Origin of the sequence: Paenibacillus plantiphilus (assembly GCF_927798095.1) — a bacterium.
Classification (GTDB): Bacteria; Bacillota; Bacilli; order Paenibacillales; family Paenibacillaceae; genus Paenibacillus_Z; species Paenibacillus_Z plantiphilus.
In genome coordinates, this window is the sequence record NZ_CAKMMF010000003.1 from 196,385 (window position 1) to 212,981 (window position 16,597).

The 16,597-nt window shown below is 52.2% G+C and carries 5 protein-coding genes; all 5 read right to left on the reverse strand.

The window, feature by feature from the left end:
• Positions 1-3 precede the first annotated feature (3 nt).
• The 5 genes from L6H65_RS03585 to L6H65_RS03605 all read right to left on the reverse strand — a co-directional run bounded on the left by L6H65_RS03585 (position 4) and on the right by L6H65_RS03605 (position 16,589).
• Positions 4-3,399 (reverse strand): beta-ketoacyl synthase N-terminal-like domain-containing protein, encoded by a 3,396-nt coding sequence (locus L6H65_RS03585; RefSeq protein WP_236339033.1) that lies wholly within the window; start codon positions 3,397-3,399, stop codon positions 4-6.
• Positions 3,396-8,222 (reverse strand): type I polyketide synthase, encoded by a 4,827-nt coding sequence (locus L6H65_RS03590; protein ID WP_236339034.1) that lies wholly within the window; start codon positions 8,220-8,222, stop codon positions 3,396-3,398. Before L6H65_RS03590 ends, L6H65_RS03585 begins: the two co-directional genes overlap by 4 nt.
• Entirely contained in the window at positions 8,215-9,588 is a 1,374-nt protein-coding gene (fabD, locus tag L6H65_RS03595; RefSeq protein ID WP_236339035.1) for an ACP S-malonyltransferase, read from the reverse strand. Before fabD ends, L6H65_RS03590 begins: the two co-directional genes overlap by 8 nt.
• Complete coding sequence (locus L6H65_RS03600) at positions 9,581-13,393, reverse strand: non-ribosomal peptide synthetase (RefSeq protein WP_236339036.1); 3,813 nt, start codon at positions 13,391-13,393, stop codon at positions 9,581-9,583. Before L6H65_RS03600 ends, fabD begins: the two co-directional genes overlap by 8 nt.
• Positions 13,394-13,457: 64 nt before the next feature.
• Positions 13,458-16,589 carry a cyclic peptide export ABC transporter gene (locus tag L6H65_RS03605; RefSeq protein ID WP_236339037.1) on the reverse strand — a complete coding sequence of 1,044 codons (3,132 nt, stop codon included), beginning with the start codon at positions 16,587-16,589 and terminating at the stop codon, positions 13,458-13,460.
• Positions 16,590-16,597 lie beyond the last annotated feature (8 nt).

Sequence of the window (16,597 nt, forward strand, 5' to 3'; positions counted from 1 at the left end):
GCCTTAAAAATTAATTTCGAACTCAAACGCATCCATTTCCTCCACCGGCTCCAGATCGATGTCTGCAACACTCAGCGTTATATCACGGAACAGAATCGTCATGTCATTGGTTATCTGCTCCAGCAAATGCTTATAATCCAGCTCAAACCTGCTGATGAAATCATCACGGAACCAGCCCTGCACATAAGCAAGCTCGAAATGAAGGATGCCATCCTCTTCGCTCGCGCTTAAATCCAGCTCAGCCAATGGTTTGAGAACAGGCTCGATACCCATCTCCGTCCCCTTGCGAACCGCCAAGACTTCGTTCTGATTCCATGCATGCTCTTTCATGCCGAAGGCAGCCTCGAAAAGCGGTGCGTTCCTGTTAACCGCTTGCTTCTCCTGAACGGCTCCATTCAGCAGCTCCACCGGCAAATGCGCATACGCGTCCGCTTCCCGAGCATGCTCAGCAACTTCACTCAGAAAATATTCGAATGTTTTGTATTCATTGGATGGATTGCGGATAAGCCTCATGCTTGACAGCTGGCCGATCATCGTCGCCAGAACGGGATGCTTGCGCCAATTCCCTTTACTGATTACACCAATATCCGTCTGCCCCGAGTATTTGGACAGCAGCAGCATATATGCAGCAAGCAGCACGTTCTCGACCGTCGCATCCCCCTGTGACGCCAGCCTCTGCAGTTTGCCGGCAAGGTCTGCTTCCGCAGTGAAAGCGAGCCGGCCAGACGCAAGGCTCGGATTCAAGTCATGCGACACATTCGCCAGCTCCAGCTTAGGCAACGCTTCCGTCAAAATGCGGCTGTAATAGCTGCTGCCCTCAACTGGCTTGGCTAGAAGCTGTTCCTGCTGCCAGGCGCAGAAATCCTTGTACTGCAGGCCAGGCGCAGAAACCGCGACACCCGCGTACAGCTCTCCGAGCTGCTCAACCAGAAGCCTGGCGGAATGCTCATCTGCGATCAGCGCATGGAGATCCAGTGCAATAGCACTCGTATTCCCGGTCGCCTTCACATAGCCGACGCGAAACAGCGGCGTCCGCTGAATATCGTAAGGACGCAGCATATTTTGCAGCGCAAGAGTCTCAAGACTCTCCAGCCGTTCAAGCTGCACCTCCGCATGGCTGTGAATCTCCTGGACAAGCTCGCCATTGACCTCATAGAAGAAGGTGCGCAGCGGCTCATGCAGACGAACGAGCTCGCTGACTGCCCGTTCCAGCAATGCAGGATCAATATCTCCCTGCAGCTGCAGAGTTGCCGTAATATGTGGATCGCCAACATCCTGTGACCCGCCATATTCCCGATAGAGCCGATTTTGTTCCGCTGATACCGGATAATGCTGCCGCTTGCTTGCCGGAGCAATAACTAGCGCTGCCGGGACGTTTGTTTTTCCCTGTTCGATAGAAGATGTCTTGATTCCCGTGCCCTCTCCAGCCTCTGGAAGACGCATCCAGCATCTTGATTTCTCGAATGGATATACCGGCAGTCTGACCTTCCGTCTGCCTTCCCCGCGATACAGAGCTTCCCAATTCACTTCCGCTCCAAGCACATACCATTTGCCCAGCTCATGCCAGCTTTCCTCATTAAGGCGAACGTCTTCCGTCTCCATGATGCGCTGTACAATGAGTTCCGCCTGACTTGAGAACGTTCGAATCTCGCTATCCAGAAACTCCGTCTCAGCCCGTTCCGTTTTTTTGCCGCTAATCACTTTGTGGAAGCCATAGTGAATACGGCTCGATGGCGCTGGATTCGCCCTCCATTGACAAAGCGCGGCATGCAGTTCATCTGTCGTACTGACGAGAACCGCAAGCCGGTACGTATAATGTCCGCGCCCTGTTGATGCTGTATAACACAGATCAGCCAAGTCCATATCGCTGTCCGAGCTCAATCTCTGCTCGTAGCTGTCAACCAATTTGGCAAGTGCATGCTCGCTCTTGGCTGTCAGAGTAAAGAGCCGGTATGCTCCGCTTCCATCCTTGGCATTGGAGTCAATAATAGAATCTATCGCTCCTGCCGGGGCTTCCTCCAGCACAACATGACAGTTCGTCCCGCTAAAGCCGAAGGAGCTGACTCCGCAGCGCCGCGGCTGCGAGCCCGCTTCCCAATGTGTGAGCCGATCATTGACATAGACCGGCGATTGCTCGAAGCTAATTTTGCGATTCGGGAATTCAAAGTGAAGCGTTGGCGGGATTTCCTTATGCTTCATGGCAAGAATGCATTTGATAACGCCCGCGAGTCCGGCAGCGGCATCGATATGTCCGATATTCGATTTAACCGAACCGATCGAGCAGAATTGTTTCTTGTCCGTATAGCGTCTGAAGGCTTTCTGGATGCCATCGATTTCGATCGGATCGCCAAGCTTCGTACCTGTGCCATGCGCTTCGATATAGGAGATCGACGCTGGATCAACATCCGCGTCCTTCCATGCTCGTATGATGACATCCTCTTGCGCGATCGCATTCGGCGCCGTAATATTGATCGAATTCCCGTCCTGATTAATCGCGCTTCCCTTTATGACGGCATAGACGTCATCACCGTCCCGCAGCGCCCGCTCCAGCGGCTTAATGAACAGCGCCGCTATTCCTTCACTAAGCGAGGTCCCGTCTGCGCGGTCGTCGAATGCCTTGGCTCTGGAGTCGCTGGACTCAATGCCATACTTGACAAACCCGTCCAGCGGCAGCAGATTCAGCCGAATGCCGCCGACAAGCGCCTGCTCGCATTCACCGTTCTGAATCGCCTTGCAGGCTTGGTGCAGCGCAACCAGCGATGAGGAGCACGCCGTATCAATGAGCATGCTCGGTCCCTTCAGATCAAGCAGATGCGGAATTCGGCTGGCAATAATCGCCGAAATATTGCCGGCTACTGACATTTCGAAAGCTGCCGGGTCTACATAGGATACGAATTGGCCGTACATAGGCCAGCCGCTGTAACCAATGTAGAGACCTGTGCGCGAGCCTGTCAGCTTCTTGCCGCCATAACCCGCATCCTCCAGGGCATGCCAGGCGACCTCCAGAAATATGCGCTGGTTAGGGTCCATCAGACTGGCCTCTTTGGGCGATATGCCAAAGAAATGATAATCGAAATGGTCGATCCCATCGAGATATCCGGCCCTGCTGAAGGAGGTCTCTTCATCCTTCATATACGTAAACTGCTTGAAGGGCTCGACATCGGCAATTCTGTTGTCCGGAAAATCGCCGATGCTATCGGTTCCGCTGCGCAAATTGCTCCAGAATTGCTCCAGATTATTGGCCCCCGGCATCCTTCCAGACATGCCGATGATGGCCATATCGCCGGTCCCGGATGCAGCTGACTCCGCCTTGATGAGCTTTAGCAGCTCTGCACCAACGGATCTGTCCATCTTGCCTTTTGCAATATTGCCGAATATGGCTTGGGCGAGCTTGCTCATCTCATTCCCCCCAGTTTCATAAAGCTTTCCATAGCGCTCTCCACGCTGACTTCCCCTTGCTCCAATGCGTCCAGCAAGCTCTCGATCCCCAGATCAATATCTTCAAGTTCCACAATCTCGCTATCTGCCGCTGCTTCGTTTCCGGCATCCAAGGAGACCATATATTGCGCCATATCCGATACAGAGGTATAAGTAAACAAGTCGGCGATAGACACACGTCCCGGGAACTGCTCCTCCATCAGGGAATGCACCTTTGTAATCATGATTGAATCCCCGCCGATATCGAAGAAGCTGTCGTACACATTGATCTCCTCGAATCCGAGAACCACGCGCCAGATGGCGGATATCGCTGTTTCCCAATCCACGGCAGAGGAAAGTCCTTCCTTCCCTTTCCGTAATGCCGCCGCAGCTTTCTTCCCGTCTGCCGCTCGCACAGCAGAATCCTTCCGATTCAGCTTGAACTTCCGACGAATTTCTTCACTGAAGTTGATTGGCACATCGGACAAGCTGTAGCCGTTGAAGGAGCCTGCGGCATTAAGCTCCCCGACAATGATTCTCTCCGCAGATGGCGTGTGCAGAATCTGGTGGAAGGCATGAATGGCCTGTGCGGTCGGAAGCGCTTTGAGCAGATTATCCCCATTGGTTCCATGATCGACTGCCATGCCGGTCTCCTTCCATGCCGGCCAGTTGATCGTAATTGTCCGCTTTCCTTTGCGGTTCCGATAAGATGCGAATGCATCCAGAAAGCTGTTGGCAGCCGTATAGTCCGATTGTCCAGGCACGCCCATCAGCGTTGTATTGGATGAGAAAACGACGAAGAAATCTGGATTGTCGCCCTCTGTCAGCTCATCCAGCAGAAGCGCTCCATTGACCTTTGGCGCGAGCACCGCATGGAAATCATCGAGCTCCTTCTTAATGATATAGCCGTTAGCGGGCAGGCCCGCCGAATGAATGATGCCGTGAATCCGTCCGTACTTCTCCCTGATCCCGTTAAGCGCATTGGAGAGCGAATCGCGATTGCCCGCATCTGTTCGAATGAACAGGACGCTAGAGCCGGATGCTTCAATTTCCTCAATGGCGCGTATCGTCCTGCATAGCTTGAACTCGCTGCCATCGTTCACAATGGTTGACCATTGCTGGCGCGGCGGCAGCGCTGATCGTCCCAGCAGCACGATGTTCACCTGTGCTCTCAGAGCCAAATATCTGGCTATTTCGAGACCGATGCCTCCTGTTCCGCCTGTAATCACATACGTGCTTGCAGGTGCAATAACTTCTCCACCGCTTTCGTCCACCTGCAGCGACAGCTCCTGGAATTGCTCGATCCAGCGGCTGCCCCCGCGATAAGCGACCCGTTCTGCAGCCTCGCCTGGCGACAGCAGTTCCTTTAGAAGCAAGTCAAGTGATGTGTCAAAAGCGACATCGATCGTTCTGCTTTTCAAATTCGGATATTCCTGGCCGACAACTCGGCTAAGCCCGCTTAACGCCGCATATTCAGGAACGACGAACGATTCTTCTCCCGTTACACTGTAGGCATGTGAAGTGAGAATCGCAATATCAATCGACTGCCTGTAGTTATGGGCCAGCAGCGACTTCACAAGCTCGAACACGCTATTAACGCCATTCGCGAGCTTTGCATCTGCGGCATCCGTTCCGTCCGAATGCGAATGACCTGCTTCCCCGAAGGTCAGCATATGAATGATCCGAGAGATTGGCTCTCCCTTCACGGCCTGCATAAGCCGTTCCATTCCATCCCGGCTCAAAGCAAATTGATAGCTCTGCTCGCCCGTTTGCTGGAACTGATCCGCTGGATGAGCAACAATGACCGAATAAGCCTGCTTCCTTAGCGCAGCAGCCAATTGCTCCGTCCTTGCATCAGGACGCCCGATCATCAATACGCTTCCAGACACCGAGGTGCGAGCCGCTTCAACAGCTGTAATTTCCTGTTGTACCCATTCCATTTTGTGGAACAAATGATTGCTGCCTGCTCCCTGCGCGCCTAGCCGGTTCTTCCGCGCTTTCTTCAAGCTGTAGCCGCGAATATCCGCGATTACTGCGCCACCTGGACTTATCAGCATGATGTCGTAGCTGATTAATTCCGTCGTTTCGGTAATCGGCGACTTCAGTCGAACATAGCTGTAGAACTCTGGCGGCAGCTGCCGATAGACTGTCAGGCTTCCGTAGGAGAACGGCAAATAAATGCTGTCATCTGTCAACGAATTGACTTCGATTGCTTTGGCAATAAGCGGCATCGTTGTCAGCGCATTGTCCATCATCGAAGGGTAGAGTGTGAATTGCGACAGTTCCCCCTTGAACGCATCAGGAATGCGAATATGGGATAACAGCTCCGAATCTCCCACATACATTTCCCGGATATTGTTCCAGCGAGGTCCGAATTCAAACACAGATGTATCATTGTACCGTTCCAGATCAGGAACCATATGACCGGATTCCAGACGACGAATGATCGAATCTATCGACTCGTCATGATGCGCTCGATGTCCTTCACGGGGCTTCAGCTCGAAGCTGCCCTGCACATGCTTGGTAAAGCTTCCCTCTCCCGCTGTGCTCTCAACGGTAAACAGGTAGTTGCCGGAAGCTTTCCGAATGACAAGCTGAACATCGGCCTGCTCCCCCTCCTTCACCGTAAGCGGCGCATGGAATTGAACATCCTTGAATGCGACAATTACATCAGGATGAGATTGCGAGCATACTTGAAGCACCATTTCCAAATAAGCCGTGCCGACGAGAACACTGTCATTCATAATTTTATGCTCGCTCAATACCCAATGCCGCGAAACGTCATAGGATGTTGCGTAGATTTCGGTGTCCAGCGTTACAGCAACCTGCTTGTCCACTAATGGATGAAGCGCTGCAGCGCTGCCTCTTGCACGGGTATCTATCCAGCACCGCGTCCGTTCAAAAGGATAGATTGGCAGATGAACGCGCTGACGCGTTTCATTCCGATAGATCCGCTCCCAATCCATGTTGGCCCCCTCGGTATAAAACCGGCAAACATCGGACAGCAGACCGCTGTTCTGCCCTTGCTCATTTACGTATCCGTCCAACATGCCGTTGGCCATTTGTGTGATCGATTGGACCACATGCTCCGTTAGCTCCCCCGCTTCCTTAGTCGGTTGATTCGCTGATACGATGCGGTGAGCACCGTACCCTACACCATCAGTTTGAAGGCTCGCGAGCGATGCGGATTGTTCGGCCGCAAGCAGCTGCTGGAGCAATTCATCCTGACTGTGAAAAACAAATGCAATCCGGTGGCTGTACTGCCCCCGTCCCGTGTTGGCTGTAAAGCATATATCTCGCATAGCGGCCGCATCAGCCCAGCTGATTCGTTCCCGATAAGATGCAATAAGCCGCTTGAGCGCCTGCTCGTCCCTTGCAGAAAGCGTCAATACCTGGCTTCCGAAGCCCGCTGCGGACTGCGATGGCTGCGAGACAGCTTTGTCAGGCGCTTCCTGAAGCACGACATGACAGTTTGTTCCGCTTAATCCGAATGAGCTGACACCGCATCTTCTCGGATAGCGCGTGCTTACCCAAGGGGCAAGCCTGTCATTTACGTACACAGGCGACTTCACGAAATCAATCTTCCGATTCGGCTCCTTAAAATGCAGGCTGGGCGGAAGCTCGCGATGCTGCAGGGCAAGAGCAGCCTTGATAAAGCCAGCCATGCCTGCGGAATGATCCAGATGCCCGATATTCGTCTTCACGGACCCGACCGCGCAAAAATGCCGTTTGTCGGTGAATCTGCGGAACGCCCGCTGCATGCCTTCGATTTCAATAGGGTCGCCCAGCTTCGTGCCTGTGCCATGCGCCTCGATATATGTGATTGATTCCGCCTCAACCCGCGCGTCCTTCCAAGCGTTTGCGATAACATCCTCTTGGGCAAGCGCATTAGGTGCGGTTAGACCAATTGAAGTGCCGTCATGATTGACCGCACTTCCCTTAATAATGGCATATATGGCATCCCCGTCAGCTACGGCCTTGGCAAGCGGCTTTAGCAGAACCGCCGCTACACCTTCGCCTGTCCCTGTCCCGTCCGCACGTTCGTCGAATGACTTCGCACGGCCATCTCCGGCCTCGACGCCAATGCTAGTCTGGCGAATTGGCATCAGGTGAAGCTCGACGCCGCCTGCAATGGCCAGCTCGCATTCCTCGTTTCGGAGACTCTGGCAGGCCAAATGGATGGCCAGCAGCGAGGATGAGCAGGTCGTATCGACAATCATGTTCGGACCCTTCAAATCGAGTAAATAGGCGATTCTGCTTGCGATAATCGGATTCGTATTCCCGGTGTGCGCCCCTGCCAGCAATTCGGGATCAACAGCTGTGACGAGCTGCTTATATTCGGGATCTGAGCCATAGCCGACAAAAACACCTGTACGACTGCCGGACAGCTTCTTCCCGCCATAACCGCCATCCTCAATGGCTCCCCATACCGTTTCCAGAAACAAGCGCTGGCTAGGATCCATTAATGACGCTTCATTCGGAGAAATCCGGAAGAAGGAATAATCGAACTTATCCACTTCATCCAGATAGGCGGCATTCTCGAACGCGGCTTCCTGTTGGACGCCCTTCAGCAGACGCTTCATGTCCTCAGCGTCTTCCCTTCTCGTCTCAGGGAATGCCCCGATGCTGTCTACACCCTCGCGCAGCTGCCGCCAGAAGGTTTCGGGCGTATCGGCCTGGGGAAACTTTAACGAAATTCCGATAACGGCTACATCTTTATCGGAAACAGTCGGTTCTGCTGCGCTCTGCGGTGCTGGTGCTGCCTCCTTGCGGCGGTTTAATTTAATATCATTAAATTTAACCATGAACGACCTTCCCTTCCCCCTGCAGCAGCTCGCTCACGATGTCTCTCAGTTCAGCATCGGTTCCTGTTTCATCGATAATTTGTTTAAATCTTTCCTCCTGTTCGCTGGCAGGCGTTTTCTTCGTCACGAACACCGAGCGAAGCATGGCAAGCGCCTCCTTGGCTTGAAGAAGCGACGGTGATTTCCCTTCGTTCTCCAGCTCCAGCTGGAGCTTCATAATTTTGCGGTATGGCTCGATGACTCCTGCTGTATATTCATCGCTGTCATCGTTATCGTTTCTCGTGCATACCGCTATTGCCAGACTGCGAGTCAGCACTTTATCCAGCCCGCTGGCTGACGCTCCCAAGTCTTGCTTATCCATGCGGTCCGCTGCAGCACCTGCGGTCTGCGCATCGTTTCGTACAACGGAAGCGCCCACTGACTGAACGGCACTGATTTCAAAAGCCGCCAGAGCATCGACATCCTCCTGCTTATCGTAGGCAAATACGGTAACCGATTTGTCAATACGTCCCATCAAATTGCGCAGAACAGCTTGCGGTCCAAGCTCGATGGCATAGGTCACGCCCTGTTCAATTGCATAGCGCATCGCATCAACCCACAGCACGGGATACGTCATTTGGTTGGTCAGCATGCCGGCTATTTCAGACGGATCGCCATAAGGCCGAGCCGTAACATTAGAGATAACAGGCTGCTGCATAGGCGCAAACGTATATGATGCAAGAATGTCGCCCAGCTTGTTAGCCGCAGGCCGCATAAGCGGACTATGAAAAGGTGCGCTAACCTGCAGCGGAATGACAAGCGCACCCTTGGCTGATAATGATTTGCCAGCTGCGGCAATTCCCAAGCTCGTTCCTGATATAACGATTTGATCAGGCGCATTGTAATTGGAGATGACGACAGACTCGCCATCGCGAGATGCCAATTCACAGGCTTCCTTCACAAATTGAACATCAATCGCGCTTACTGCGGCCATCGTTCCTGCCCCTAATCCGACAGCCTCCTGCATGAACAGCCCGCGCTGGCGCACAATCATAACCGCATCGGCAAACTTGATGGAGCCCGCGCACGTTAACGCCGTAATTTCGCCAAGGCTGTGCCCTGCCAAAATAGCTGGCTGCTCCTGCTGTTCCTGCATATAAACTCGAAACGCCGCAACACTTGCAGTCAATATAGCAGGCTGCGCGTTCGCCGTCAGATTCAACTCTTCCTTCTTGCCATGAAAGCTAAGCTCGGCAAGATCAAAGCCAAGCGCCTCGCTGGCTTCTTCGTAAGCCTGCTTTGCCGCAGGATAACGCTCATACAAGCTCTTGCCCATGCCGACATACTGGGAGCCCTGTCCCGGGAAGAGAAGTGCGAATTTAGTCATTGCTTGCCCCCACCTTTTCATATTGTTGAATTAACATATCGATCAACTCCGTATAGCCGTCTGTCAGCTCTTCCGCCAGCTCCTTGCGAAGCTTCCCGCTGTTCAGGCTGCAATTCAGCCGAATCATGCCGTCCTGCTCGCCAACCTCCCAGATCAGATCAAAAAACGATGTCAATGCCGGTGCTTCAGCAGCTCCAGCTGCGGTCAGATCGCGATAGAGCGGCAATAGGCCAGAGGGCGTTCCAGCCCCCCGCTTCACACTCTCAGCGTGCTCCATTTGCAATGGCTGTCCTTCAAGCTTATTGTTGCGTATAAATTGAAACAGATCCGAAAACTGTTCAAACTCGTCCAGCTGCAGCGCCAATGCAATCGCCACTGCCTGCCCATTAAGGACATGAAGGCCGACGCGCTGCTGCTCAGAGAATTCCGACAGCAAATATACAAACATGCCCAGAAACAGATCGGGCAACGCAACGTCCTCCATCTGACTGACAGCTAGCAGACGCTCCCTCATCGTGCCAGGCAGCCAAGCGGTAAAGGTATAGCCGGCTGCTGCTGACTCCGGGATTACGAAATAAGTTTCAGGCAGCGGGATGGTTTCCAACAGGGCGGAGTCTCGGGATTCCTTCTCCGGCTGCTCCCTCTCGTCGATAAGCTTCGCCAGTTGAGCAATCGTCGGATAGCTGAACAGCTCCGTTACTGCGATCCGCCCTGGCTGAAGCTTGTCGAACCTGCTATGCATTTGAATAAGCAGAATGGAGTTGCCTCCGATATCGAAAAATGGATCATGCAGGCCGACATCCGCTCTACCCAGCACCTGCTGCCAGATTCCGATAAGCAGCAGCTCCGTTTGGCTGCTGTTAGCGGGATCATGCCGCTGGCCGCTGCTCTTGAACTGCGGCTCAGGCAGCGCCTTTTTGTTGATTTTTCCATTTGGGGACAGCGGCATTTGCTCTAGAACGACAAAGCTTGACGGGACCATATAATCAGGCAAGAGCGCTGCTGCGAATGCTTTGGCATCCGCAATCTGCTCGTCCCCGATTCCGACCAAATACGCGCATAGGTACGTACTGCCGTTATGATCCTGCCAATCCTTCACGACCGCTTCCTGAATCTCGTTATGGCTTAACAAAGCGGCCTCGATCTCTGCGAGCTCAAGCCGCATGCCCCGAATCTTCAGCTGGCTGTCGGTTCTGCCTACATAATTGAGCATGTCCCCTGGCAGCCAGTTGACCAGGTCGCCTGTCCGATACAGCTGTTCGCCCGCAGCAAACGGGCTGTCTACGAACCGTTCTACAGTGAGCTCGGGCGCATGATAATACCCTGCCGCAAGGCCGATTCCTCCAATATAGAGCTCTCCGATTATTCCTTCCGGCACCAAATTCATATGATGATCCAGAACATAGAGCTTGGCGTTATAGATCGGCTTGCCGATTGGAACGGCTAAGCCGGCCTCTGCCACGGAGAAATTAACGCTGTGATGGGCGGCAATATCGGTACATTCTGTAGGTCCATACGTATTGGAGAACTGTGCATGGAATCGCTGCGAACGATACCACGGCGCAAGCTTGTTCACATTAATCGGCTCACCGCCGAGAAATACCGTTCTGAGAGAAGAAAGCCGGATAAAGTCCGTGTCTTCATTGAAATCAATCAACGGATAAAACGCGCTGGGCGCACAGTTGATCAATGTCACCTTCCCCCTCAGGATGACATCGGACATTCGGTTGTAATCATACAAGCCCGGTTCAAACAAGGTCAGCCTGCCGCCTTTAATCAGCGAGCAATACAGATTCTTCTGCGCCAGATCAAAGCTGGAAGGCGCGATCAGCAGCACATTGTCCGCTGGTCCGATATGATACGATGTGCAGAACCAGTTCAGCAAGTTGACGAAAGCGTTCTGCTTAACCATAACACCCTTCGGATTGCCGGTCGAGCCTGATGTATACAGCACATAAATCAGACGTTCCGGGCTGTAGCTCCCGCCCAGATTATGCTGCGGCAGCGACGTCTGCTCCATAATATCGCTGATCCCGCACAACTCCGTTCCTGCAGGTACAGCCAATCCCTCACGAGCCTGTTTATCGACAAACAGCAGCTTCGTTTGCGAGTGGCGCAGCAAATATTCGATTCGATCAGACGGATAATCGGGATCAATTGGCACATAGGCGGCCCCTGCCTTGAGGATGCCGTAGATGCCGATGATCATTTCGAACGAACGGCCAACCATGACGCCGATAACATCGTTCTCGCCAATTCCCCGTTCCTTCAAGAACCAGGCGACCCGGTTAGCGTGCGCGTTCAGCTCCCCATAAGTCATCGTCGCTTGCTGCAATACGAGGGCAATTCTGTCGGGGTCCGCAGCAGCCTGCTCCTCGAACCATTCATGGATCGAATGATGAGGAGGGGTTGCGCCTTCCTCTCCGCTGCCCATCGCATGCAGCCTCGCTGCCTCGTCTTCCCCAAGCATCCCAAGGCGCGTCACTGGCAAGCCCGGATTGAAGGACATTCCCTCAATCAGCCTGACAAAGTGATCAGCCAGCCGCTGAATCGTCTCCGTCTTGAACAGCTCATTATTGTATTGAAATTGAAGCTGCAGCTGTCCCATCGTCGTGACCGTTAGCGCCAACGGGAAATTCGTCGACTCCCGCATGGAATGCCCTGTAATGGTCAAGCTGTTTCCTGCTCCAAGCACTGACTGGTCAAGCGGGTAATTCTCAAGCACGACGATGGAGTCGAACAGGCTCTCATGTCCTGTCATGCCGCTTCTTGCCTTGATATCTGTAAGGGCCGTTTGCTCGAAGCTCTCACGATGCTGAAGCGCCGCGCCGATCTGACGCAGCAGCTCGACAACCGTAGTATCGGCCTCTGTCCGCACACGCAGCGGCAGCGTATTGATGAACAAGCCCGCCATCCGCTCAACACCCGGCATAGAAGTCGGCCGTCCCGACACCGTCGTCCCGAATACGATATCGTCCGTATCGCTATACCTTTGCAGCAGCACAGCCCACGCGCCATAGATGAAAGCGGCTAGCGTAAGCTCATGCTGTTTGACAAAGCGGTCGATACGCGCAACCGTCTCCTCATTTAGAGATACATGGATATGCTGCGCGGTCGATGCCCGTTCTTTCTTCCTCTTATCGAACGGCAGCAGCGTCTTCGTCCCGAAATCACCAAGGATATCCGTCCAGAACTGACCCTGGCTTTCCTTGTCCTGTGATTGCAGGTGAGCAATAAACTGCCTGTACGTTGGTTTCGCCGGCTGCTTCCATTCCCTCTGCCGGGACATCTCCTCATAGGCCGACATAAACTCCTTGAGAATGATCCCTGTGCTCCATCCGTCGAACAATAGATGATGGTAGGTCAGAATGAGCGCATTCCGTCCGCCGCCAAGCGTACATAACGTGATCCGAAACGGCTGGCTTGTAATATCAATTCCGAGCGCATAGTCTGCAGCAACCGCTTCTTCAAGACCTGCATCCAGATCCGTCCCGGACGATGCGGACAGATCTTGAATAAGCAATGGAATTTGCAGCTGCTTCAGAATAATGGCTACGGGCTTGTCCAGCTTCTCCCAACGAAAGACCGTTCGGAGCATTTCATTGTTTCTGGCAACGGAAGCCCAAGCCTGTCCCAGCGTATATTCGTTTATATCACCGCGCAGGTGAAGCGTCAACTGCTCCACATACTGCGCACTATCGGGCTCGGTCAAATAATGGAAGAGCAATCCTTCCTGCATATGGGATAGACCGATAATATCTTCCACATTCGTCTTGTCTATTTTTTTCGGATCGGTTTTATCCATCTTGTCCATGCTCCTTTGACTGATACCACTTGAGAATTGCAGTTCTCAATCGCTTGGGATACGATTACTCAACTGTAGCAGCAGTCTCTGCGTATTTCGCTCCGGGCACAATTTGGCCGAAGTCCAATTTAATGATTTTATCCGCAAGCGAGAAGTACATGTCATCATGAGTAATTGCAATGATGCATTTGCCGCGCGCCTTCAATTCAGGCAATAGATCGTGATAGAAAAATTTGCGGAATTCCGGGTCCTGATCGGCAGCCCACTCATCGAATAAGCAGATCGGACGATCCTCCAGATAGCTAATGAGCATCGCCAGACGCTTGCGCTGTCCTGTCGATAACTCCGAGCTGTTCACGCTGCCATCCGAGAAGTTGATTTTCCCCTCTAGCTTCAACAGCTTCAGATAGTGGTCAATCTCTTCCTTCTTCTCCTCATAACGAGTTCCGTAGAGACGATCGAACAGATAGAAATCACTGAACACGGTCGTAAAATATTCGCCCAGCTCTCGCGAATCAATCGGCTCGTTATTGAGCAGAACTGCTCCTTTGTCCGGTTTATACAATCCTGAAAGCAGCTTGGCCATCGTCGACTTCCCGCTGCCATTGCCGCCTGTAATATAAACGATCTCGCCGCTTTGGAAGGTGTAGTTGAAAGGGCCTACTGAGAACAAGTTTCCGTTGTTGTTCTTGTACTCATATTCGACGTCTCGAAGCTCCAGCTTCAAGTCCTTCTGCTTGTTCACATCCACCGCCACATCTTTATCTTGAATGGCGATCTCCGAAAGCGAATTGTTCATCTCCTGAATCCGTTTCCAGCTAATCCGAACGCTCATAAACTCAGGGATTGCAGCGAAGATCAAGTTCAATGGACCCGCCATATAAATAAAGACGAAGATGTAGTCCCGCACGAAGGAGAAATTATCCTCAAACATGAGCGGGAACAAGAAAGCGACAGCTCCCATTACGAATACAAAGATGAGCTCCCCTGCAACGAATACACCTGCAAAGCTGACGTCCCCTTGCGTTCGCTTGTCCCGATACTGCTTCATACTATCTTCCATATCGGCCTGAAATTGATCCCGTTTTTTGCGGCTGATAGACAGCTCCTTGAAGCCTGCTACCAGATCATTAATATATTTGAAGAACACATTCTGAATGTCGCGCGTCTGTTCCCAGAGCTTGTTTGCAATCTGCCCGACATAAAAGTAGAGTGCTGCTGCAACTATGATGACCAAGAAGGAGACCAGGAAACCATAGAAGCTCATAATGCCCAAGTATATGAAGCAGAAGGTTAACGTGATCGTCGCAGTTAAGCCCGATACGATCAGATTGACGATACGGCTGATCATCTCAATATCATTGTTGAGACAGGCTTGAATTTTCTCTGCCCGTGTCTTCTCAATGTCCTGATAGCTCGTGGATAAGATCTTGCCAATTAACTCGGAACGTTTCTTATAGATAATCCCGTTCGTCAATCGAATCAGCCGAGGCCGCAGAATACGCTGTCCTACTACATACAGCACGATTCCCATCAGAAAATATACAAGCAGCATATTGACACTGTTGTCAATCCGATTGAATCCAATCTTCTCCGTTCGACTAACGGCATTATTGAGTGTAAATACGACCAGTGCATTGCCGAAACCGCTCAGTACGCTTAACAATGCCAGTGAAAAGTATGATGGCTTGTCCGGTTTCGGAAACAAATGGCTCAGTACAAAATAAATAAAGGCAAGCGCGCCTGCTGCTGAGACGGAATACACCGCGATCAGAATCGTCTCAGGTGCGTAAACATCGGCCATGCTCCACATATTTCCGAACAGAAAGAGGTCCGGGATAAAATAGATGCACAGATAGAAGCCAGCCATAACAGGCAGCGTAAGCAGCAGTGTAACAAACCGTTTGACCGTTGGAGCTGCAAATGTCCTTGTTCTGCGAAAAATTTGTACAATGACCAAACATGTCGCATACAGCAAAGCCGCAATCAAAGGTGCAAACGTAATCGTCACAATTGAGCTTAGCTTATCCCAACGCTGATAGGTGTCTGCGAAAGGAACGACTTCATCACGCTCAATCAGATAGTTCATAATTTCTCCCGCTATCTTCTGCGAGATATACGAGCTGGTATTGGACATAACAGCAACACCAAGCTTTTCTGCAGGACGAACAACCATGTTTGAGAAGAAACCGGGGTTGGTGCCATCGTGAAACAGCTGCCCCCCGCCAAGCTGCAGGGAATTCCAACCCATTCCGTAGGAAGAGCCGTCAATGAACGGTGGAACTGAACGGTTGGCCTCCTGCGTTTCCTTCGCCAAGCGCATATAGTTTTCATCCACATTCGCCGTACCCAGTTGGACTTTAAGCCATTGTCCCAATTCCGTGCTGTTCGTGATGACATACGCAGCGGCCTCATTACCGCCGAAATAAGGAGCGTCATAAGGCTGCGGAGAACCGAACATCCACTTGTGCCCGACTGCAATTTGATCTGCTGGCGCTTGGCCTCGGCCCATGTAGGTATGATTCATATTAAGCGGCTGAAACACCTCTTGTTTCATATAATCCGCAAACGGCTGCCCAGTGACTTCCTGTATTATAAGCGCAAGCACGTCATAGTTGATCGTTGAATAAATGAACCGATCACCTGGCGGATATTTAATTTCCTGGTCAATTAAGTTGCGGACCGTTTCCTCCAGCGCATGTTCACCTTGTATAGCGGGGATCTCGCCAATCGTTCTTGTCGGGATCTCGCTAGTGTGGTTGAGCAGCTGGCGAAGAGTAACGACGGCTTCCTCACCTTTGTAAATCAGTTTGAACCAAGGCAAATAACGATTTACGGGCGCATCGAGCTCAATCAACCCTTTATCCCGCAAGTGCAGCACTCCCAGAGCGGTAAAGGCTTTGCTTGTTGACCCAATCTCGAACAGCGTTTCCGTTGTGATCGGCTTCTCGGCATCTATATCCGCATATCCAAAGCCTTGATTAAAAATAATTTTGTCATCCTTGACAACAACTACCGCTACTCCCGAAGCCCCGGTGCTGTCCAAATTATCTGTGGCGATCTCTTCAATCACCTTCAATGTCTCCGCAGCTGTTGTATCTACTTCAGCATGCGCTTGCGGAACCAGAACCCCTCCAAGGAAGAGAATGGTTGCAATTATTAGTAGGAATAAACGATAAGCTTTCGTAAAGCTCACACCTTTCA